Raw genomic sequence first — 22,138 nt, 5'->3', positions numbered from 1 at the left:
ACCGGCTCGCTAAAACACACCACCAATGCCTATGCCGCCACTGATGTCCGGTGGGGGAGGCGCGGGACGTCTCGGGGCGGCCTGCGAGCGTTTCGCAGTCGTCCGTACGGAGCCGTTTCGTGAAGGGGCGGCGTCCGACGCTATCTTAGCCGGCTTGGCCTTCACGATGACCGGCTGCTTGCAGATTCTGCCTGAGCGCAAAAAGAGATCGCCCAGCAGTCCGACGCTCGGCTCCGTCGTCGCCGCGACTTGCTTGGTATTCTTGTAGTAGTCGGTGAGAGCACGGATTGAACCCGTGCCCCAATCTCCATCAATCTGCATCCGGTAGCAACCCAAGCGACGAAGTTCGGTCTGAACGTTGCGCGCAAGATCGGCTGTCTTGTCTTTGTCCGCCTCGCCCATGGATGCGCCGACAATGAGCGTTTCGAGACCGGAGACGACGCTTTGGCGAGCGTCCTCAACCCTTTCGGTCGGAGACAGATTGGCGACCTGTGTGCCAACCGGCTCGGGTGAACTGGCGGACGGTGCCGGAATCTCGAGCGACCGCAACGTCTGTCCGACGATTAGCACGGCGGTCTGCAGGTCATTGGAGGCAAGCTCGACTTGCAATCTCTTCTTTGCCGCGGGGTCCGTAAGGATGCGTGAAAGGCTTGCGCTCAACTGTCCCGGATCGAGTACCTGTTGCTCCGTGAAATAGAACTGCTCACGCAGGTTCGATTGATCCCACGGCACTTGACGGCCAACCGTCAACGCTTCGGTTTCGTTGCGGACGCGGATCATCATATCCGAAATGCTGAGCCCGGGGATCTCGAGATTCTTCAGCAGCGCAATGGTGAACGGGCTGTTTTCGCCGCCGCCATCGGCCGTGACATTGCCTGGCTGGGTGGCAAAGGCAACGAACGTGTTTTCACCGACTTCAACTTGCGCCAGACCATTGCCGGCACCGGCACCGAGCGGATTGTTGCGGCACGCGTCCAGGAATATGAACGTCTGGCGGTCGCGGCGCGCGAACCGCGCGATCACATCATTCAGCTTGATGGCCGTGGCGGTGAGTTTTTCCAGGCTTTCAGGATCGGGCGTATCGACCGGGAGCAGGTAGTTTTCGCCGTTCAACTGCACGCCATGACCGGCGTAGATAATCAAAACTGCGCTGACGGTAGGCAGCCTTGCATCAGCTTCTCGAAAGATTCTGGAAAAATCTTGGGTCGAAAGATCGGTGCCCGTCAGGACCTCAAAATTTAGCCGCTTCAAGCTCTCTGAGAGCTTTGCGGCATCATTTGCGGCATTGGGGAGATGCTCAAGTCGGCTGCTTTGATAGTTCGAATTCCCGATGACGATCGCTAGCCGGTTGCGTGGCTGCGGCGCCGCGGTCGGCTCGACCGCGGCGCGAGCACCAGCTGAGCCAAGAAGCAGGAAAATGAGAAACAGTGGGACACGAAACAGAAGTCCGTTGCAGTGGGTCATGTCAGCACGCTCGCTCCGGCCTGCCTCAATCTTGGTCCAGCAACTTCCCAACGCACCACGACGCAACCACAATCAGCCTGAGCGCCTGCCCCATACCGGCGAAGGTCACCAAAATTTATACCAAGAATCCTGTCAAAGATAGGGAAAAGGGATTTGTATGCGATCAGTCATTGGACTGTGGAGGACAAGATGCCGACCAAGATCAATCTTGCGCTGCCGGTTTATGGAGCAGCCTACAAAAGCGTGTTCGTTCGCAGCCTGTTCGCGGCCTTAACTCATAAGAGCCTGTCCAACTACGCCTTCACGCTGTCGGAAATCGAGTACACGGATATTCCATTTTCGCGGAACTATCTGCTCACGAATTTCTACTACAATAAACCGGATTGCAGTCACATTCTGATGATCGACAGTGACATGGGCTTTTCACCTGATCTTATCGCGGCGATGCTGGCGCTGGATAAGCAAGTCGTCGGCACCCTTTATCCGCGGCGCCGGATCGATCTGCGCAAACTCCATTCCCTCTCGACACTGCCCTTCGACAAAGCCTTTGCGCAAAGCCTGGAGTTCATCGGAACCGTCGTCGAACCTCGGCAAGAGCAAGAAGGCTTTGTCCGGGTAACGTCATGCGGCACGGGCATCTTTCTGGTCTCCCGCGACTGCGTGACGGCCATAATCGAGAAGTTACCCGAGACGGTGGACCGGTCTCGTTACAGAAAGAGCAAGTACACCGCTCAGTTCGAGAATTTCCTGACGCCATTTGCGAAGATTGTGACGCCGGAACTGGACCTCCCTACCGATTTCTCGTTCTGTCACCGCTGGGTTGAGCAGTGTGGTGGCGAAATATGGGCAAGCTACCATCGCAAGATTGCACATGCGGGAGATCTGACTGTTTCGGCGGCCTATTCTGATCTTTAAAGATGCCTTTGAAGTTTGGCCACTGCTTTTGACAGGCTCATTTAAGTTTACGATAGTGTCCTTGTCGCCACAGATAGCCTTATAGTCTCCTGAGAACGAACGCCAAACCATTGCCGCCCAGCAACGCGACGCGTACAGTGCCGGTTAAGCAGTCAACGATCCCATGAGATGGATCGTTGATCTATTTAATTGCCTTGATTTGTGACGGTATCGATTTCTCGTAAGGTGGGGTCGAATGAGAGTGTCGCGCGAGGCCTATCAATTGACGGGAGTCTCGTTGCTCGCCTTAGCGGCGGCGTCCACGTTCCAAGTCTCTGGCGCGGCGGCCTGCTCCGCTACTGCAAACGGCGGCGGCACTCCCTTCCAGGCGACATCGGTTACCGTGAACTGCACGACGACCGGGGATTTTCAGGACGTCGATGGCGTATTCACCACCCGATTTAGCGGGTTCGAGAACTCGTCGGAAGTCATCGTCAACGACTACGACGGCAATGGCGACGACGTCGTGAGAATTTTTGGCGGCCTCCTGACCGATAAAGCGGCGACAACACCCGGTGTAGGCGGCCTGCCTGCGGGAGGGTCGACCTCCTTACAGCCGGCGGACGGTACAATCGAACTCCTCGGCGGCAACGACCGGTTTGAGATGTTCTATGGGGATTTCTTGGGGGTTCCGTACGCCCCAACCGTCGCGGCCAATCTCAATACCGGGGCCGGGGATGACCTGGTCGTCATTCAGGCCGGCAGTATTCAGGACATTGACCTTGGAGATGGTGCCGACAGCGCCGTGATATTCGGCGACGGTACACAGGTTGGCAATGTGACCGGCGGCAGAGGTGACGACCTGTTATCGATCGGCATCCTCACTACCGAGGAGGGAATTTTTTTCAGCGCGCCGACCGTCGGCGTTCTCTCCGGGGGCGATGGCAATGACACCATCATCATTGCGGGGGGCACAGTTGATGCCCTGGATGCCGGGGCTGGCAATGACCGGGTCAGCGTCAGCGGCAGTGCCGCGGTCGACCTCGACCTCGACGGAGCGGCCGGAAACGACACGATAATGGTCGCTGGCAACGCCACCATTGGCGGCAGCATATTCGGCAATGACGGCGACGACACCGTCAACATAAACGGCGGAACCATAGGCGCCACGACAGGTGGCAACATCACCGGCGGCCTAGGCTTCGACAGCGTCTCGGTCGTCGGCGGCGACATAAAGGGCGGCATCGACGCCGAACATGTCCATTTGTCGGGTGGCACGATCGAGGGTGACATTACCGGCCTTGGACCCAACACGCTAACCATCGATCATATCGGCGCCGTCGAGCCGCTCATCCTTAGCGACGGGGTGCTATTCAGCGGTACAGGCGCCAACGGCACAGTCGTCGACACCGACCTTGCCGCCGGCGGCAAGAGCCAGAACTTTGCCGGCTTCGACAATTTTTCGGCCGACCATTCGACCCTTCGCTTCAGCGGTGGCACGCAGGGCATAAACCAACTCAACCTCGGTAACGGTTCAACGCTGTTCATCAACGGCAACGTCACTATGCCGGGTTCGATCATCGCGACAAATTCCCTGATCAACATGATGGACGGTGTCGCCGACGACGTGTTGATGCTCGGCGGCCTCGCCCTCAACAGCGCCACCATCAGCCTCGACATCAACCAACAGACGCTACGGTCGGATCAACTCGTTGCCAATGCGTTTTCGGCTGCCGGCACCAGCACCATTATTGTCAATCTGCTGGGCACCCCCCAATTCGCCCAAGTGACCAATATCCCGATCATCGTCTCGGCCAGCGGACCGGTTGCCGGCACCTTCCGTCTCGGAAGTATTTCCGGCACGCCGGGTTCGCTTTTCAGCTATGAGATCGTGAACGGCCCGAATGGCGGCTTATTCCTGCGTGCCACGCCGGCCAGTTTCGGCATTGCGGCGGCGCCGACCAGCGCGACCAACGCGGGCGCGGTCGAGGTGGCACTCGACGCTCTCTACGGCATAAACCGCGACGCGATCGATGCTGACCTCCACCTTTCGCCTGCATCCGGATCTGGAATGGTACCGGTTTCTTCGAGCTTCGGGGTCTTTGCTTCCGGCCAGTTCGCTCATACCGAGCATGACGGCTATAACATCAGTGGCGGCGGCCTGAATGGCCCGGGCCCGAGCTTCGATGCCAATGATTTTTCGGCCGCCATCAGCCTGGACTTCAATGCCGCCAAGCATTTCCAGTTCGACAATGAGTATGGCCTGAACATCGGTGTATTCGCCGGCTACGCCTCGACTGACGTCAATCTCGGAGCCTTCCAGGGATTTGATGCCATAGGGGAAGGTAACAACAAGGCCGGACTGTTCGGCGGCTACGCACTGTTGCGCAAGGACTACAATTACGCGCTGGTCTCGGCCTCCGGTTTCTTCGGCCGAAGCGACGTGATGAACGGGGTGCTTGACACCACCGGCAGCTATGACACCGAGGGCTACGCGGTCACGGGATCTGTCGGCCACATCTTCGCGCTGGGCGAACGCACCCGTTTCGATCTGCGTGGCGGCCTGCTTGGTGTTTCATTCCGCGGCGATCCCTACACTGACAGCGGTGGCAATCAGTTCGGCAAGAGCCGGCTTTCATTTGGCGCCATCAAGTTCGAGCCTGGCATTTATGGCGATTACACGCTGAGCAACGGTATGGTGTTCAGCCCCTATGCGCGTGGCGAATTGCAGCAGCGTTTCGGTTACAAGAACACGACCGAGATCGGTACCAGGACGATCGCCTTCGACGATGCGGATTTTTCCGTGGCGCTATCGACGGGGTTCAACCTGAAAGTTTCGGAGTTGACGACCGTCAACGGCGAAGTCCGTGGTAAGGCCTCCTCGGATAGCTCCACTATTGGCGCCAAGCTCGGACTTAAGATAGCTTTCTAGCGGTTCCTCGATCCGCGGATCATCCGCGCCCGCGCTGAGTTCCTGACGTCTTTGGGATGGGAATAGCAGGACCTTCGAATCCCCCGCACTCAGGCAAGGTGCGGTATCGTGATGCCGGGATCGCGGGCTGGCCAAACACACCAACCGGGATGCTCGCCAATTGGCAGCAAGTGCTCTATGCTCTCTGGAGACACCGCATGGTCGTGATGTCGATACGGGGTTCTGTTGTCGTAGGCAGGGGGAGCCATGTTCGAAGTTCTCGGAGTCTGGCGCAAAGCACGGTCAAGAAGCAGAGTCGCCGCGAAGACGCTTGGCTTGATCGTTTCGTTGTTCGTGTTGTTTTTGCCCGGACTGGGAACGGCGAACGCGCAGACAAACTGGACGCTCGATCCGACCGCTTCGGTCCTCACCTATCAGTCGGTCAAGAAGAACACGATCGTCGAAACCAACAAGATCAGGAATATTTCCGGCAGCCTCACTTCGACCGGCGACGCCAAGGTCTCCTTTGACCTCAACTCAGTCGATACCGGGGTCGACCTGCGCAATGTCCGGATGCGGTTCCTCTTCTTTGAGACCTACAAGTTTCCAACCGCCGAACTGACAGCGAAAGTGGATCCGGCGGCATTTGCCGACCTCGCCACCAAGCGACGTATGAAGGCGGTTCTTCCATTCCGTCTCAACCTGCATGGGGTCGACAAGGATCTTGAGGCCAATGTCGTGGTGACCATGGTCAGCGACACCATGGTGTCGGTCGCCTCGGAGGCCCCTGTCGCGGTGCATGTGGAAGACTTCGGTCTATTGCCCAATGTCGACAAACTCCAACAGGCGGCCAGTGTGACCAACATTGTTCCTACCGCATCGGTGTCGTTCGATTTCGTGTTCACGGCCGACGGAAGCAAGCCGCCCCCCGCCCAGACCGTTGCGGCAAGCACCGAGGTCGGGCCCGTCGCCACCGATGCGACGAAGACCAACTTCAACGATGAGGAATGCCTCAACAGGTTTGCGGTGCTGTCCCGTACCGGGGCGATCTATTTTCGCCCCGCGAGCGCGCGGCTCGATGCCCAAAGCCGCCCGCTCCTCGCTGAGGTCGTCGGTGTCGTCAGCAAATGCCCAGGCCTAAAGGTCGAAGTTTCCGGACACACCGATGCCGATGGACCGGTTGCAGAGAACAAGCGCTTATCGGAGCGCAGGGCCCAGGCAGTGGCCGACGCCATTGTTGGAGCGGGCATTCCGCGCACGCAGATTACGGCGACCGGCTACGGCGAGGAACGCCCAGTCGCCGGCAACGACACGCCGAAGAACAAGGCGCTCAATCGGCGGATCGAGTTTTCCGCCACCAAGCTCGTCAACTGAGGAAGGATCTGTTGTCCCGGTGGGTTTCGATCTGATCGCCCGTCGCAGTAGCCTTCTGCGCGCAATCGGGCTCGCGGCAGTTGCGCTGCTTTTCACTTTGACGGCAGCCGATGCCGAGCGCCGTACAGCGCTGGTACTTGGCAACTCCCAATATCTGCACGCCCCGGCACTCGCCAATCCGGTGCGCGACGCCAAAGCCATCGCCGAAAGCCTGAAAAATCTTGGTTTTGAAGTCGTTTCCGGCTTCGATCTGACCAAGTTGCAGACCCAGACGACAATAGCGCAGTTCGCAAAGCAGGTGCGCGGGGCGGACATCGCGCTTTTCTTCTATGCGGGCCATGGCTTGCAGGTTTCAGGCAGCAACTATCTTCTTCCGATCGATGCCGCCCTGGAGGACGAGACTTCGCTCGACTTCGAGGCGGTGCCTGTCGATTTCGTTCTGCGACAGATGTCTCGCGAGACCAGCATAAGGCTTATTTTCCTCGACGCCTGTCGCGACAATCCTCTAGCCGAGGTGCTGGCAAAGACCGCCGGCGTCAGGGGAGCAAAAAGCGGCCTTGCGGAAATCTCGATCGAGAATGGCGGTGCCGGTACGCTTGTCGCGTTCGCCACCAGTCCAAATCAGGTCGCCTACGACGGATCCGGCAAACATTCGCCGTTCACCTCGGCGTTGCTTGCGCACATTGGCGAGACAAATGTGTCCATCACTGAGGCTATGAACCGTGTTACCGCCGATGTGTTCAAGGCAACCGCTAGCAAGCAGCGCCCCTGGAGCAACGTCTCGCTGACCACCGAGGTCGTCCTGCACAAGGTTGATCTCAACGCACCGCTGATCGTCGGTGAGGCGGGCGTTCCCGGACCGCAAGGCGACTCGGATACGCGCAATGCCACTGCTAATCCGTCGAGCTCCGCCAATGACGCCCAACTCGCACTCAATGTGCTCCGTCAGAAAATCCCAAAACTCGCCTCTGACGACCCGATCTTTTTCGACGTTCCCATCGATTTCGGTGACCCCGAAATCGATGGGAAGAGTATTGCGGAGCTCATAAAAGGCGAGCCACGCTTCAGTCCGGTGGAGGGCCTCGACAATTCGGTATGGCAGGGCAAGCACTGCGACGGCTGCCATGAGTGGAACGAGACCCGACTGTGTGATCAGGCGAAGAATTTCGCCGCCAACGATGTCTCCGTTCTGCGCTTGCAGCATCCGCTTGGGACACGCTTCAAGGTGGCGCTCGCCAAATGGGCTCAAGGCGGTTGCAAGTAGGCGGGACGGAGGGCGTCCTCCAGTTCTGTGGGAGCCGGTCCTGTGGGCGAGTGCCCCTAAGATGCATCCGTTGACTGGTGGAGGGCCTCGATCTCGGCCATCTGGATACCGATTTCGACGAACGCCGACAGCACCGAGAAGCGGTCCACGAGCGCCACGCGTGCCAGACCGGCCAGAATTCCGGCATTGATTGCATAGGCAGCAGGAGAAGGCTGCAAATCCAGTGCCGGCATCGCGGCCACGGCTGACCGATCTTCACGCGATCCCGCAGCTAGGATAATCCAGCCGACCGGGGTTGTTGGCGATTTTGCCGCGGCGGCTCTGACGTCTGTTCGATGGCGGGGGCTGTCGGGTTCGCTCACCCAGTCGCGGACAAGACCGAGCAACCGGTGATCGGTCTCATCGAAGAGGTCGCTCAGATGGCTTAGGCATTCGTGGGCCCACCAGACCGCGGCCCGCTCGGGAAGCAGGTAGGCGCAAAATGTAATCGCTTCCTCAGGAATGCGCCCGGCGAGGAGGTCGCGGCAAAACGCGATCGAGTGCTGTTCGGTCGGAGGAGTGCGCATGTCCCTGGTGATAGCGGGACAAGCTGCGAAAAGATCCCGTGCCGTTTTGAATCGGAGCCCATGGGCCATGAACGCCGCGCTTTCATCGAGGAACTTTGGCCACTCAAGCCTCAGGCACGGCGCGGGTCAAGTCTCAAGCCGTGCCACGGCCAAAACAGTCGCGATGATCGCACCTCCAACGTTTGGCCACAGACAATTGCGCTGGAATTTGATATGTTCGCGATCGATCAAAATCGGATACTCAAACAGGAGGAGCGCTATGCAGTGGAGTCGTTCAGCCTTTGTCTTGGCGGTCGTGTTTTTCTCGAACCATGCTTCCGCCGATCCGGCTCGGAAATCAGAAGACATCGTGAAGTTTTTTGCCGGCGCAGCCGATCTTGGCAAATCTCGAGGAATTTGTGTCGGTTCCGAAGAGGAGTGCAACAAGAGCAACACCAATGGGCAGCAGGAAGGCAGATCCAACCTCGACATGCTGATCAATTTCGGGCTGGATTCGGCCCAACTCGACGCAACCGCGCGCGCTGAGCTCGAAGAGTTTGCCAAGGCTTTGAAAGACAACCGGCTGAGCACGTTCAACTTCGTCGTCGAAGGCTACACCGATGCGACGGGCACGCTGCGCTACAACGAAGGTCTGTCACAACGAAGAGCGAAATCGGTGGCAGCTTTCCTGACGGCCAGCGGTGTCGAGGCCGCGCGCATCAACGCCGTCGGCATGGGCGAGAAGAACCCTCGCAACGCCAACCCGTACGATCCTGCCAACCGCCGCGTGGAAATGCGGATAAAAACGCAATAACCGTCGAAACTGCGCGGCAAACCGAGGGGGAACCCTTCTGCGCAAGAAACTCATGCCAGACCTGACGCTCAGAGCGTATTTGGGATCGAGCCCATGAGAGCAGTGATGGCCTGTTTGTATTTTTCGAACTCCGGCGACGTCTGACGGATTTCGGTGGTCGTTGTCTGTGACCCGGCGTCGGTTGCCAGATGAGTCAGCTTCTGGCCCATTTTTCTTTCGGCCCAGTCCACCACGTAGCTGGCTGTCTTGCCGGTGAGGAACGGGTTGGCCTGGATGACGGCCGACCCCAGGACAGCGCTCAGCTGCGCCGAACCTGATGCCGACAGAACCTGATGCGCGCCTTCCATTCCAAGGAAATGACAGAGATAGAGCCGGCCGGCCGTGATTTGGTGGCCGCGCTGGCGCAGGTAGGCCTCGCCTTCGCGCGCCAGGTTGCGCACCATCTCTCGCGAGATCGTGGCGTCGTAGCGCAGGGCGAGTAGGTCCTCGGTCGACAGCGTGCGTGCAAGCTCCGGGCGGTAGGTATTCATCATCCTGATCCAGGTCTTGGTTATGAACTGGCCGGCGCCCGTCGCGGAAGAATTAGGATTCTTGGCGCGAGCACTACCGCCACTTTCGACGTGAACGATGCGCTCGGTGAGCGTTTCGACCGCGGAATCGTTCGATGCGACCGCGGTAACCGTGCCCAAGGGGTCGATCGCCTCGCCGTTTTGGTAAAGCTCGAAATGCAGGTGAGGGCCGGTCGATAATCCGGTGGTGCCGATATAGCCGATGACGTCGCCTGCCTTGACCTTGGTGCCGACGCCGGCTTCGATTGCAAATTTCTGCATGTGCGCATAACGCGTCTCGCGGCCGTTTTTGTGCAAAATCTTGACCAGATTGCCGTAGCTTCCCCCATCGCCCTGGAAGGTGATCTCGCCATCGAAGGCGGCTGCGATCGGCGTGCCGACGGGTGCCGCCCAATCGACGCCCTTGTGGATGCGCACGGTCCCCAGAATGGGGTGCTTTCGTGGTCCGAAGGTAGAGGTCATGACGCCATTCACCGGCGTGACCATGCCGTTGGTGACTGTCAGCGAGCGTACCTGATCGTCACCTGTAACACACGCAAACTGGCCGTCGCTTTGCTGGAAGACAAAACAGTCGAGGCTTTTCTCGCTCCCCTGCACGCCCACATACAGAACCCGTCCCGCGCCCTCGTCCTTGCCCCTGGGCGTCTGTGAATAGATCATCACCAGACGCTGGTCCTCGCTTGCAAAGGCGTCCAGATCCTGTCCTCTCGAAAGATACATGATCGCCTCGCCGATCACGCCGGTTGGAACATTGTTGCGGGCTGCCGTCGAATAGATGGCGTCGAGCAGACGATACTGTCGTTTATGCGTACCTTCTTCCTGTGCGCCCGAATAGTTGAACAGATCTTCGCGAACCCAGGGATCAACACCCGACACGAAGGCGCCCGCGCCGTTGCGCGTCAGCGTGCCGACGAACAGGTTCTTGGCGTAGATCGAAACCTGCATCAGGGACATTGCGCTCGTGTCGCGCGTCGGCCTGAACCCTCGCATCGCAACGACGTAACCCGCTGCCAGGCCGTCCCGGTGGAAAAGCGCGCTCAGGGCCTCGCCTGCCAGCTTGGCATCCTGCGCGGAGAAGTGCGCATCCAACGCTACGCTGTCCAGACTGCGATCATTGAGAACCTTTACGAACGTGTCTTCGGTCGCCGCGAATCGCTGGTACTCATTGGTGACGGCTACGACGCTCGTGTTGTTCTCGATCTCGGTCTTCTGGAATGCCGGCAGGGCTGCATCGCCTGCATCGATCGTCTCACCCCATCCGGCTTCGGGATCGTCGCTGTCGGCTTTCTGACCGGAAGCCGCTTCAAGTTCCCTGGCGGGAGGCGAGGGCTGAAGATCGTTCTCCAGATCGCCCGATGGCGCGGCAGCGGTTTTTCGTTGCGCTTGGAAGAATGCGAAATCCTCCTGCGTCGACGGTATCGTCGTCATGAATTTTTCGCTGGCGCTCAGCATGACGTCTGACAGGACTTCGAGCTGGGGAGAAACGTCGGCCTGATCGAGTTCTGCCGGACGCGGGACCACTCGGCCTTTGGTTGCGGCGCCGGCATCTGGCGCAAGGGTGATCCACATCGGGTCCCCCGCCAGATCGATCAGCGCTGGCACGTAGACGGATGCGTCGGCCGGCACATCGTCCCCCCCCTCGACCGCATGCAACTCCTCGTCTTCGTCGCCGAATGACCAATAGTCCGCGGTCAGGTAAAAACCGGCGGCCACGCAAAGCAGCACAGCCGAGGTCAAACCCACCATCAACCTACGCCATAGCGTGCGCCTGCGAAGGGCGGCGCGCGCCTGCTTCTTCTGTCTGAAGCTCGTGTCGATATGGTGTGTCACGGATTGCTTGCGGTCAGGAAGAAGGTCCACCGCACCTGTTCGAGGGTGTCGACTTCCAGAAACCGGGCGGTGATGTGGCCGCGCTGCCAGCATTCGTCACTGCCGCGGATCGAGAAACGTCGCCGTTCGATGCACATTTCGGTCAATCCGGCGAGGATGGCATGACCAAACACGTCAGTTGCATAGATGTAGACGTAGCGGTTGGTCAGTTCCTCCCGGATAACGTTCACGCATTGGTTTGCGCCGATGGTCCACCATCCATCGGTCTGGTCCGCATTGTCGACCTTCTGGCCGACGGCGAGATTGACGACATCGAGTGTCTGATTGCAGACCGTGAACTCGGCTCGCGCTTGGCTGGACAACAGCAGGGCGAGGGGAGCGCCCAAAATGATCGCGAGTTTCATGCGCGCCCTCGGGGCAGATAGGGCTGGAACCGGACCTGCTGCTTTTCGGGCAGGGCAGACCAAGCGGTCAAACACCAGCGGCGGCGTTCCATGCTAGGCCCACGCTATCCGCCGAGCCGGAAATACTTGGCAGTGGCTGAGAACCGAGATCCGTCGGTCTCGACTTCCTCGATGATTTTGGGCAACAGCGCCGAAGCTGGCGTGGGATCGGAGAAGGCAGCCGACTGAATGTCGCGAGGGCCCGTGATCACCAGTATTATCTGCGGCACGGACTTTCCAGCAGCCTTATCGGCCGTGCCGAGACCAATCGGGATCCTGAAGGTCGCCTTGTCCGACCCCGTGACGATGCGGTCGTCGAGATTGAACACCATGCCTTTGTGGTCGATCAGCAGAACGCTGGAGATGAGCCCTCTGCGCGTTACCAATGTACCGCTAATCGGCGTACCGTTCGGCACAGATGTTCGGTCGAGAACAAGCTGCGGCTGGTCGGCCGCGGTCTGTCCCAGAAAGCGCAGAAAATTGGTTACCTCGCATTGGCTTGGCTCAATGAGGCGGACGCTGATGTCTGGCTCGACATGGAATTTTGCCTGGAAATCGCCGAGCATGCGTTCGAATGGCTGGACGGCCGTGCCAAATCCTTCGATTGCGGCGGCCTTGTCGGTAGCAGATGTGACGGCGGCATAGAAACAGTCGCCGCCGCCGAAGGCGCGAACCCAGGCGACGCGTTGAGCGATATCGTCGACCGCCGGGGGGATCGCTGGTTTGGGCACGTTCAACGCTACAACGCGTTGGTTCGGCTGCTTGCCTGTCGGCAATGCAGAAATCTGGCTGTTGCCGTTGGCATCCACCGCTGGACCTGCATTCGATTTCAGTTCCGGGATTGGGGCGGCCGGCGGGCTGGCCTGTGGTTCGGGCTTTTTGATCTCGACAACCTCTGTCTCAGCCGGCAGCGGAGTTGGGATCGTTTCGGCTTCTGGCGGGGTTGGAGCGGTCGTATCGGGGGAAGTCGGCTTTTGCCTATCGCTGGCCGTCATGTCAGGCTGGATTGCCGGCGATGCTCTTCCTGGCGGCGGCGCGTTCGTCGGGATTGGCTTCGGCGGCGCCTCGGTTCGTAGAGGTATGTCGACAGGCTTGGCCGACGGCAGTCTTTGAGCTGCCACAGCATCTGGCTTGCCCTCGGCCGGCGGTGTGCCGGCCTGCGTTTTCGGCTGCGCCGGCGGAACAACATGTGGCGGCTCGGGCGCGTTCGCCGCATTCTGCGTAGCGGCGGGCTGTGACGTTTGGGGCGCGGGCTTTGCTGGCTCTGCCGCGGAAAGCGACGTCTTGCCGACAGGCGGCGTCGCAGGCGTCATGACGCCGCCCAGATAAAGGCCGCCTCCAGAGGCCACGGCTAGCGCCGCCAAGGCACAGAGCGCGATCGTTCGGGTCCTTGTGGATTTGCCAGGCGCCTCGGCTGTGGCGGTACGTGCAGCGCCGACGGGGCCCGGACGCGGCGGTCCAGACAAATGCGCGGGCCGCACATGCTGGACGAAGCGCGGCCCACCTGAACCCGTCGCGGCTGCCTCGTCGTGCCGCTCGACCTCATTCTTGCTGGCTGGAGCCGCGGCTTGCCCTATCGGCGGCAAACCCGGCCTAACGCGGGGTGTGAGGGAAGTCGGCGGGATTGTCTCCTCGTTTTCATCACGCGTCATCCTGGCGATTTCGGCCATGCTGACGGGCCGGTCTCGCGGATCCGGTTGAAGCATGGCTTCGACAATGCCGCGAAAATCGTCATCGATATCGGAGAGATTAGGCACGGTTCGGCGCTTTTCGATGACTTCGAACTGCGAGCCGCTCATATCGATCGGCTTGCCGCGCAAGGCGGCGACCAATACCAGCCCAAGGCTGTAGATGTCGGACTGCTCTCTGACGTCGCCGCTGTAGAGCCCGAGTTGTTCGGGCGAAACATAGTTGTACTTTCCCGCGAACCTTCCGCCTATCAGGGTCTCTCCGCCCACCGTCGCCGAGCGTGCGATGCCGAAATCGATGATCTTCGCACGGTCAACCCGGTCCCCCGGCAGAATAATGTTATCCGGCGAGAGGTCGCGGTGTATTGCTCCGGCCTGGTGCACGGCGCTTAGACCGGAGGCGAGGCGATGGCACAGCTTTCGTACCTCTCCCGTCGGCATCGCCCCACGTCGCATGATGTCGAACAACGACGCTCCATCGACGAATTCCATGGCGAGGTAGGGACGACCGATCCCCGGATCGATCGTGAAGACGTGATAACGCACGACCGCGTCATGCGACAGGTGGTTCAGGATAGTTGCCTCTTTGCGAAACAGGGACAAGATCGTTTGGTCGCGCGCGAATTCCGGCAAAACGATCTTGATCGCGACGTGGTCGCCGGTCTGGATGTTGTGGCCCCGGTAGACTTCGCCCATGCCCCCGAATGCGATCCGCTCGTCAAGTTCGTAGATACCGCTCAGTTGCGTGCCCACGGCAGTGTTGGCCGCGCCTGGCGATATCCGCGTCTTGTCGTCGGCGCTCATCAGCCCCGCCCCCGCGCTTTGTACGCAGCTGGATGGGGCGACTGGCTGTCGTATCCGCCCGCGACCCTGACAAGCACGATGGTCACATTGTCTGTTCCGCCACGCGCCAGAACCGTTTCCAGCAGGTTTTCACACGCCGACTGAGGTGTCGCGGACACTGTCGCAGCCTTGATCTCAGCATCGGTGACATGCGCCGTCAGGCCATCGGTGCTCAGCACAAAGATGTCCCCCGGCAGGATTTCACCTTGCTGGAAATCGATGACAATCTCGTCGCTGACGCCGACTGCCTGCGTAATGACATTGCGGCGCGGCCAGGTGAGCGCTTCGGCTTCGGTGAGCATGCCTTTATCGATGAGTTCCTGAACCTCGGTATGGTCCTTCGATATTTGCGAGATCGAGGCCTCGCGGATCAGATACACGCGGCTGTCACCAGCCCAGAGGCAGGCGAACCGCCCGTCTATGGCAAGCAGGGCGGCAAAAGTTGAGCCGATTGTTATCCCGCGAGACTGGGAGATGCGGCGGATCTCGGCATTAGCCCTGCTCAGCCTGTCTTCGAAGCGCGCCCGAAGATCCGGTGCGGAGCTGGCAATCCCGATCGTTGCCAGATGATTGACGATACTGGCTGAAGCGACTTCTCCGGCGTCGTGACCACCCATCCCGTCGGCGACCAACCACAGGCCAGCCTGGGGCTCGACCAGGTAGTTGTCTTCATTGAGCTCCCGCACACAGCCTCTGTGGCTCACGCCGAAGCTTTCAATGGGAAGGGCGACATTGTTCAATTTGCCACCAAACGCTTCACCCAGCGTCCTCCGCGGCGCACCTTCGGGCGCGTTCGTGCCACTTTGCCACAGGCTCAAACATTAGAGTATCGAAAACTAAAATATGTGTGTGCCTGGTTTTGCGCTTCTGCGGCTTACTGCCCAGGATCATCTCAATCTCAGAACGCCTTGGGACAGCTGAACCCGGAAAGGGCAGGGAGCAGGAAGGGGTTGGTGCCGGACCCTGTCTGGATCGTGTAGGTGACGTCGCGCCCGCCGATCACGAAGCGGGCCTGCATGCTGCCCTCGTTGCCCGTGATAGCCGCCTTGCTCAGAAGCCGCGTCAAGGCCCACGGCCCTTCGAACGTGATGGCGGACTGGCGCCCTGGCATTTCTGGTGTCAGGCTGAGGCTCGCGGATGGGCTAGCCGTACCGGTCGGCCAAGTCACCGTGCTCGGCCCATTTCCGGTCTGGTTGCTCTGAACGGTCTGGCCATCGACATCAAGTACGGCCATGTCGGCATCGCCATGCAGCGAGAAGGGTGTAAAGGTGACGCTGACGGAGGGTACTGAAGCGCCCGATGGAAAAAAGGCAATGCGGATTTCCGCAGCCAACTGGAAGTCCTTCAAGGTCGATTTCGACAAGTTGCGTCCAAAGCGCGTATCCTGTTTCCAACGCCAGTCCTGGCCGGTCATGTCGATCAGCGAGGCCAGATTTTGTGCAAAGAACCGGTCCATCAGTCCGCCTGGGGCGAACAGCTTCGCGAAATCGGCCATGGCGACATCCTCGGTGCTGCTCCCGTCGAAGGGGTAACGGCCGTTGATCGCTGCCTCGCAGGGGGCTGTGACCGTCTGGTCGAGTATCTGGTTCAAGTTTGTCACCGAGGTTTCGGCGACGTTACCTTCGAACTCATCTGCCGTCGTGTTGACCATCCGGCCGAGTTGCTTGGGCAGACGCGAGACATTGGCGCGAAGGGTGGCAATCTGTAGCTGCAGATTACCGTTGAGCCGCTCCACCTGCGAAGGAACTTCGGTGGCCAGTCGCAGGCTTTGATAGATGTCGCTGAAGTTCTGGGTTAGTGCGTCGATCGGGCGATGTCCGGTGGGCCCGTTCACCAGGACCTGGAATGATTTGAATCGCGCTTCAATGTTCGCGCCCAGATTCAAGTTCTGTACGTCAGCGGGCTGTGCGCCGGCGCGGATTTGCGATTTGCCGTTGGCTATGTGTATGCCGATACGGGCTAAGCCCTTGGCTAATTCTGCGGCGCTGCGTTGCTGGTTTTGAGCCGCGGATTCTGTCTCGGCGCCAGGACCGTCACCTGGGTCCCGTGTCAGCGCCGTCTCGTTGGCGATCGCCGAAAACAGCCGCTCTATCGGCGAATTGGGGGAGGCAGCGGCTGAAAGCGCGGTGTAGTGCGGCTTGTCTGTCAGCATCGCCTTGAATTTCAACTGGTCGAGAACGCTGTTCCACGCGACGGCGAACGCCTTGCCGTAGCGATCGAGAAGTTCGGGGCCGAGCCTGAGCAATTGCTGATCGATGTCGCCTTGCTCTCCGCCACCACCGAGAACCCACTGCTCGTCGACGAGCATCTGCGCAATGCGCGAGAGTTGGGCAAGGTAGAACCTGTTGAAGCCGGAACTGGTGTAGAGACCGGGAACACGAAGGTCCGCCAGCTCGCTGCCATCGATACGTTCGAACAGCAGTTGGGCTTCGGGACCACCTTGCTGGGAAACGGAGAAGTCATCCAGCGCCGCCGCGTAGATCGCCGACTTGATCAAAGCGGTCGCTCGATCGGCAAGGCTCATGCGTTCGAGAGAGCGTTGTGCGGCTTCAACAAGTGGCTGGTTCAGTTCGAAAACGGGGTCGTAGGCGTCGTCCAAGGCGAGCATGGCGCGCAGGTGCTTTTCGAGGTGCGCTCGTCCCTCGCGGTTGTTTTCGCCCGGGTATCGGTTCTGTTCCCAATCTTGCTTCATCCAGGAAACGATCAGCGCGTCATCGACCTTCGGCGCCTTGCCACCAAGCATGAGGTAGATTTTCAACGGCTCGTAGAGTGCGGCGGGATCGCCCATCTTGGCTTGGATCGTTCGCTCGGCCTGGATCAGCAGGCGCGAGCGCAACATGCGTTCCAGGCCTTTCCGATAAGCGGTCCGGGACGCGGAAAGAAGTCTTTCCCGCTGACTGAGGCCGAACGTCTCCCCGATCGGTGTCGCTAGCTCAGCGGCTTCGAACCCGGCCGGCAGGTCGCGCAACTGGTCGAGCGGGCCGATGACGTTTTCAAGGTCCACATCGGTAACCGTGGCCGCCTTGAGCAGCGTTTCCGCCGTCGCGCGATACTGGCCCATAGCAACCGTTGCGGACGCGATCAGCGAGCGGTTGGCCGCGAAGCTCAGAGCGAGCGTACCGAGTGCGGCAGCAGCGATCAGCGCTATCGTACCGAGGCCGCCAAATCTGGCCACCGCCGCCCGCCTCGCAGCTGATTTGTCATACGAAACCCATCCCGATTCGGCAAAAATGACGTCCGTCAGCAGATCATGCAAAAAGAAGCTTTTGCCGGTTCCGGAAAGATGCGGGCGGGAATTGCCCCCGAAATTGCGGCCGATTGCGCCCAGCACCTGATCGATGGGCGTTCCCTCTTGCGTGCCTGACGAAAAATAGAGTCCACGCAGGCTGGCGTTCACCTGGCTGCGGGACGGGTCGAATAGACCGGCGACAAAACTGGTTATGCGCCCCCTCAGCGCGCCGAACTGAGCCGGAAAGCCGAAGATGGAGATGCGCGTGACCGGATCAGCCTCTTCCTGGAGGCGGTCGGCCATCTCGTCCGCGAGTCGTTCCGCCAGCCCATCGAGTTCGGCAGGAGCCGCGGCGGCCATGTTCCTATCGCGCTCCGCCGTCTGGAATGTCGTGCCCCATACCTTGCGTCTGCGCGCCTCGTCGAAACCGCCGAAATAATCCGTGAACCCTGAAACCAGATCGGCCTTGGTGAAAAGCAGATAGACGGGAAACTGGATCTTCAGCGTCTCGTGAATTTCTCTCAGGCGGCTGCGTATCTCGACGATGTGGGCATCAAGCTGCTGATCATCGAAGCTCATCACATCGGCAAGGCTGATGGCCAGGATGACGCCGTTTATCGGTTGTCTGGTGCGGTACCTCTTGAGCAGTGACAGGAATGCGAGCCAGCTCTTCTTGTCAATCTCGGGATTGGAGTCCTGCGTCGTATAACGACCTGCGGTGTCGATCAGCACGGCCTGATCGGTAAACCACCAGTCGCAGGCACGTGTTCCGCCAACACCGGCCACCGGTTGGGCGTCCCCCGAACCGGCAAGCGGAAAATTCAGGCCTGAATTGACCAGAGCCGTCGTCTTGCCGGCACCCGGCGGGCCGATGACAACGTACCAGGGGATCTCATAGAGAAAGTTGCGCTTGCCGCTCGACCGTTTGAGCGCCGCCACGGCCTCATTCATCCGCGCTTCGAGCACCCGAGAATCGTCATCGCGGTCGGCATTGTGCGCAACGACGGCTTCGAGCGCTTTTTGCGCCTTCCTCGCTTTCCAGAAACGCAGCGCGTAAAAAAGCGCCAGCAGCGCGAGGATCACACCAATGATCGTCGCGCGCAGCCACCCAGGTCCGAGCGGCCGGATGTCGGCGAAGCGGATCAATGGCCCGGCAAACCACACTGCCGCGACGAAGCCGGCCAGCGCGATCACGCTGAATATCCGCAACAGCCAACGCGTCATGGGTGGTTCCAGCGGGCCGTGCTCACAGTGTTTCCTCCCGGGGGATCATCACATCGACACGGCGGTTCTTGGCGCGGCCATCCAGTGTCGCATTGTCGGCGATTGGCTCGTCCTCGCCTTTACCCTCGACCGTCAGTCGCGAGGGATCGCTGAATTTCACTGCCATCAACACTTCGACTGCCTTCGCCCGGGCGACGGAAAGGTCGAAATTGGATTTGAACGCGCTCGACTTTCGTGGTTTCACATTGTCCGTGTGGCCGACGATCCGGATTGGTCCAGGCTCGTGTTCCAGAGCCGCGGCGATGTCGGTGGCAATGGGCTGGAATTCCGGCCTCGCCTCGGCCCTGCCGGACTGGAACAGCAGGAGATTGTTGATCTCCACGACGATGAAGTCGCCCTTGGTGCCGATGGTCAGCCCGCCGCCTTCGAGATCCTTGGCCAATGCCGCACGAATACGATCAATCTGCGCGGTGGCCGCTGGTGGGGTGACTTTCGCCGGCTCAGCCAACGGCGCCACGCTGGCGCGTTCTATGACGACTGGTGTTGATGGGTCGAGCGCCAGCAATTCACCCGCGACCGCCTCGCCTTCATTGGTGATGAAGACCCGCAATGCGAAGAACGCCGCTGTCAGCAACGCGGTCGCCGCTGCCGCGACGACCCAAAGCGGCAGGCGGGCGGAGGACTGCGCCATCGTCGCCGCTAGGCCCTGCCAATGCGGCGAGATGTCTCCACCGGAACGCGGCCTGAAATAGCGAAGCGTCTCGTAGACGTCGCGACGAACGCGTTCGAGATTGTTGTCTTGTCGCGTCACGCCTCGATACTGGCCTTCGAAACCCAGCGACAGGCAGGCATGCATCAGTTCGAGCAGATCGTAGTGTTTTTCGGGACTGGCCAGGATCTTGTTCAGCGCTTCGTAGAAGCCGGTGCCGGTGGGCTCGAGGTGAAAGAATTGCCGCAGCATCCCGTGTGGCGCCCAGGCGTCAGTCCTGGGCCACGGCAGGTTACCGATGAGATCGTCGGCGGTTTCGCAGAGGGCGAATTTCGCAATCCGGGCATCCTCTTCGGCAACGCCTGACTTCTCAACTATCCGGTCGAATTTCTCAATCGCCTCCGTGACATGTTGCGCCAATGGCGCCGCCTGTCTTTCAACGGGCAAGAGCCTGAACTGTCCGAGCAGCATCAGCAAAGGTGCCGCCGCGGCGAGAATGGGGTTTGCCGCGGCGTATTTGATGCCGCTCCCGGCGTTGAATAGGCTTTCCTGCTCGATGCCTGTCCTCGGCGCAGTCCCAGCAGAGCCTGTCGGCGCACCAACATCGCCGGGGCCACCTTGATAAATCACGGTTCCGGATGCCCAGCCTGGCGACCGCCCGCCGCCTGGATCGAACACCGTCGAATCCTTGATTGGAGAGGACTGGCCTCTGTCCGCGACGGGCAGCTCGGGAATTAGCGTCGATTTTTGCTTGCTCCGCGGATTTGCGCGAATGACCGTCTTGCCCGCCGGGCCGAAGGGGTCGTCCTTCGAACTCATCGCAGATCGTCCGTGCAGGCGGGGCGCCGGCGATGGGGTGAGATGGGCGCAGAACCGTTTCCGGCCAGGTAAAGGAAAAACAGCCGCTGCCGGCCGTGGCAATGGCTAGAAGATGCTATCACGCAGTGACATGACATTTGCCGCAGACCCTCAGCTCAATGAGTCTTACCCGCTTGGCGAACTGTCTTATGCGATCGTAATCTCAGAAATCGTCGATTGGAACCGGACGCCGGGCGTCAGCGAGACTTTTCTTCGCCGACTGCCGTGCCATGCATTTTTGGCCATATGCTTTTTGGCCATACGTTTCCCGGGGCCGTGCCTTCCTGGGACCTCCTATTTCTGCTTGCCGGCCTTGGCGTAGGCCTCGCTGAAATAGGCCAGGAATATATCAAGCATGCCGTTTTCATGTGCCTCCTCCATGGTCCGCCATGTCGCGACATAGACGTCCCAGGCTTGGCTCTTCTTCTTCGTAAACGAGGTAGGCGGGAGTTTCCTGCCGATCGCCTCGGGCGACAGGTCGTCAAGCAGCCGGGAGAGCGCGGTTTGCATCGCGGTATAAGTGGCAAACTCGTGAGTCTTGAGATCGCGGAATGCATCTTCGATGCTGCGCCTGGCATCAAGATAGCCGGTCTTGCGCCGGGCGAACATGATTTCCAGGATGTCGTCGGTTCCTGGAACGAACTTCATCGGATTGTTGTCGGCGGCGCTGATCATCGTTCGCTGTGTGCTTTTGGCCAACATTTTCGCGGCCGCGCGTGCTTTCAGCAGCAGGGTCAGCTCCTCGACCACGTCCCGCAAGACCGCGCCGATTTCGGCGGCAACTTCATGGGGGTCGCGCGATTGAAGCAATTCCGGCGAAATGCCGGCTGCGATCGCGATCTCCCGCAGCACCTCGTCCCTGGTTGAGGGCAGGGCAGGCGACGAGAATGTCGGCGCGGAACTGCGCTGTGCGGACCGTTGCTGCGCGGGCTCGAAGAAAGGCCCATCTCCGAATTCCAGCGGCCGGCCTGTCGCGACCGGCGTTTCCCGCTGTGTCGAATCGCGGCTGGGGTGGTCTGCCGTGGCGCGCTCTTCTTCGACCGATACTAAGACGACATAGCGGCCGATCAGCATCCGGTCGCCATCGACCAGCCGATGCGGGCCGCTCATGCGCTGGCTCGATCCATTGATGAAGGTCCCGTTGCGCGAGATGTCGTACAGCCAGAACGCGCCCGCCTCGTATCGAACCTCGCAGTGCCGACCCGAGATGAACTTGTCGGGGTCGGGCAAGGTCCAGTCACAAGCATCGCGCCCGATTTCGAAGCCGCTATCACGCGCCACGTAGCTGGTCGAGGTGCCAGCGAGCAGGGCGTCGACATTGTTGATCCGCAGACTGATGTACATCCAAGATCGCCGTCGATCGTTGATCGATACTCCAACATTCTAGCAGCTTGCAGGCAAAACAGGACAGCGGCGTTTCAAGCCGACGAGAAGGCGGGTAAGATTCTGTCGCCCGCCTGTCCTCTTTGGTCAGCGGGA

The 22,138-nt window shown here is 60.1% G+C and carries 14 protein-coding genes and 1 pseudogene; 5 read left to right on the top strand and 10 right to left on the bottom strand.

Features of this window, described 5'->3' with window-relative positions:
• Nucleotides 1–9: 9 nt before the first annotated feature.
• The gene (locus FJ972_RS25315) at nucleotides 10–1,464 is read right to left on the bottom strand and encodes a caspase family protein (protein ID WP_140524762.1); all 1,455 of its coding nucleotides are present in this window, start codon (nucleotides 1,462–1,464) and stop codon (nucleotides 10–12) included.
• Between the two features lie 189 nt (nucleotides 1,465–1,653).
• On the opposite strand from FJ972_RS25315, the gene FJ972_RS25310 reads away from it, so the two are divergent.
• From FJ972_RS25310 to FJ972_RS25295, 4 genes are all read left to right on the top strand, one after another.
• Nucleotides 1,654–2,379: a hypothetical protein gene (locus tag FJ972_RS25310; protein ID WP_140498312.1), complete on the top strand. Its 726-nt coding sequence runs from the start codon at nucleotides 1,654–1,656 to the stop codon at nucleotides 2,377–2,379.
• Between the two features lie 235 nt (nucleotides 2,380–2,614).
• On the top strand, nucleotides 2,615–5,290 hold the full coding sequence (locus FJ972_RS25305) for an autotransporter (protein WP_140524761.1): 2,676 nt from the start codon (nucleotides 2,615–2,617) through the stop codon (nucleotides 5,288–5,290).
• A 246-nt stretch (nucleotides 5,291–5,536) separates the two neighbouring features.
• The gene (locus tag FJ972_RS25300) at nucleotides 5,537–6,643 is read left to right on the top strand and encodes an OmpA family protein (protein ID WP_140515088.1); all 1,107 of its coding nucleotides are present in this window, start codon (nucleotides 5,537–5,539) and stop codon (nucleotides 6,641–6,643) included.
• A 19-nt stretch (nucleotides 6,644–6,662) separates the two neighbouring features.
• Nucleotides 6,663–7,907, top strand: a complete 1,245-nt coding sequence (locus FJ972_RS25295) for a caspase family protein (protein WP_140524760.1) — start codon at nucleotides 6,663–6,665, stop codon at nucleotides 7,905–7,907.
• A gap of 56 nt (nucleotides 7,908–7,963) precedes the next feature.
• Here FJ972_RS25295 and FJ972_RS25290 read toward each other — a convergent pair whose 3' ends face one another.
• Nucleotides 7,964–8,473, bottom strand: coding sequence for a DUF6931 family protein (locus FJ972_RS25290; protein ID WP_226880417.1), 510 nt, complete (start codon nucleotides 8,471–8,473; stop codon nucleotides 7,964–7,966).
• A 259-nt stretch (nucleotides 8,474–8,732) separates the two neighbouring features.
• Between FJ972_RS25290 and FJ972_RS25285 the strand changes: the two genes are divergently transcribed.
• Nucleotides 8,733–9,266, top strand: coding sequence for an OmpA family protein (locus tag FJ972_RS25285; RefSeq protein ID WP_140498307.1), 534 nt, complete (start codon nucleotides 8,733–8,735; stop codon nucleotides 9,264–9,266).
• 68 nt (nucleotides 9,267–9,334) lie between these two features.
• Here the strand turns inward: FJ972_RS25285 and FJ972_RS25280 are convergent, their stop codons facing one another.
• The 8 genes and pseudogenes from FJ972_RS25280 to FJ972_RS30280 all read right to left on the bottom strand — a co-directional run.
• Nucleotides 9,335–11,665 carry a M23 family metallopeptidase gene (locus tag FJ972_RS25280; protein WP_140524828.1) on the bottom strand — a complete coding sequence of 777 codons (2,331 nt, stop codon included), beginning with the start codon at nucleotides 11,663–11,665 and terminating at the stop codon, nucleotides 9,335–9,337.
• The gene (locus tag FJ972_RS25275; protein ID WP_181165311.1) at nucleotides 11,662–12,069 is read right to left on the bottom strand and encodes a DUF1036 domain-containing protein; all 408 of its coding nucleotides are present in this window, start codon (nucleotides 12,067–12,069) and stop codon (nucleotides 11,662–11,664) included. Before FJ972_RS25275 ends, FJ972_RS25280 begins: the two co-directional genes overlap by 4 nt.
• 104 nt (nucleotides 12,070–12,173) lie before the next feature.
• Complete coding sequence (locus tag FJ972_RS25270) at nucleotides 12,174–14,600, bottom strand: serine/threonine-protein kinase (RefSeq protein WP_140515092.1); 2,427 nt, start codon at nucleotides 14,598–14,600, stop codon at nucleotides 12,174–12,176.
• Complete coding sequence (locus FJ972_RS25265; RefSeq protein WP_140515093.1) at nucleotides 14,600–15,379, bottom strand: PP2C family protein-serine/threonine phosphatase; 780 nt, start codon at nucleotides 15,377–15,379, stop codon at nucleotides 14,600–14,602. Before FJ972_RS25265 ends, FJ972_RS25270 begins: the two co-directional genes overlap by 1 nt.
• Nucleotides 15,380–15,537: 158 nt before the next feature.
• Nucleotides 15,538–19,092, bottom strand: a complete 3,555-nt coding sequence (gene tssM / locus FJ972_RS25260; protein WP_140524759.1) for a type VI secretion system membrane subunit TssM — start codon at nucleotides 19,090–19,092, stop codon at nucleotides 15,538–15,540.
• A gap of 22 nt (nucleotides 19,093–19,114) precedes the next feature.
• The gene (gene tssL / locus FJ972_RS25255) at nucleotides 19,115–20,620 is read right to left on the bottom strand and encodes a type VI secretion system protein TssL, long form (RefSeq protein WP_140524758.1); all 1,506 of its coding nucleotides are present in this window, start codon (nucleotides 20,618–20,620) and stop codon (nucleotides 19,115–19,117) included.
• A gap of 333 nt (nucleotides 20,621–20,953) precedes the next feature.
• Nucleotides 20,954–21,733, bottom strand: coding sequence for a type VI secretion system-associated FHA domain protein TagH (tagH, locus tag FJ972_RS25250; protein ID WP_319023032.1), 780 nt, complete (start codon nucleotides 21,731–21,733; stop codon nucleotides 20,954–20,956).
• Nucleotides 21,734–21,781: 48 nt separating this feature from the next.
• Nucleotides 21,782–22,003: pseudogene (locus FJ972_RS30280) on the bottom strand (FHA domain-containing protein); the annotation flags it as partial.
• Nucleotides 22,004–22,138: the final 135 nt, after the last annotated feature.

Source organism: Mesorhizobium sp. B2-1-1, from assembly GCF_006442975.2.
GTDB lineage: Bacteria > Pseudomonadota > Alphaproteobacteria > Rhizobiales > Rhizobiaceae > Mesorhizobium.
This window is presented reverse-complemented; position numbering and strand designations above follow the sequence as displayed.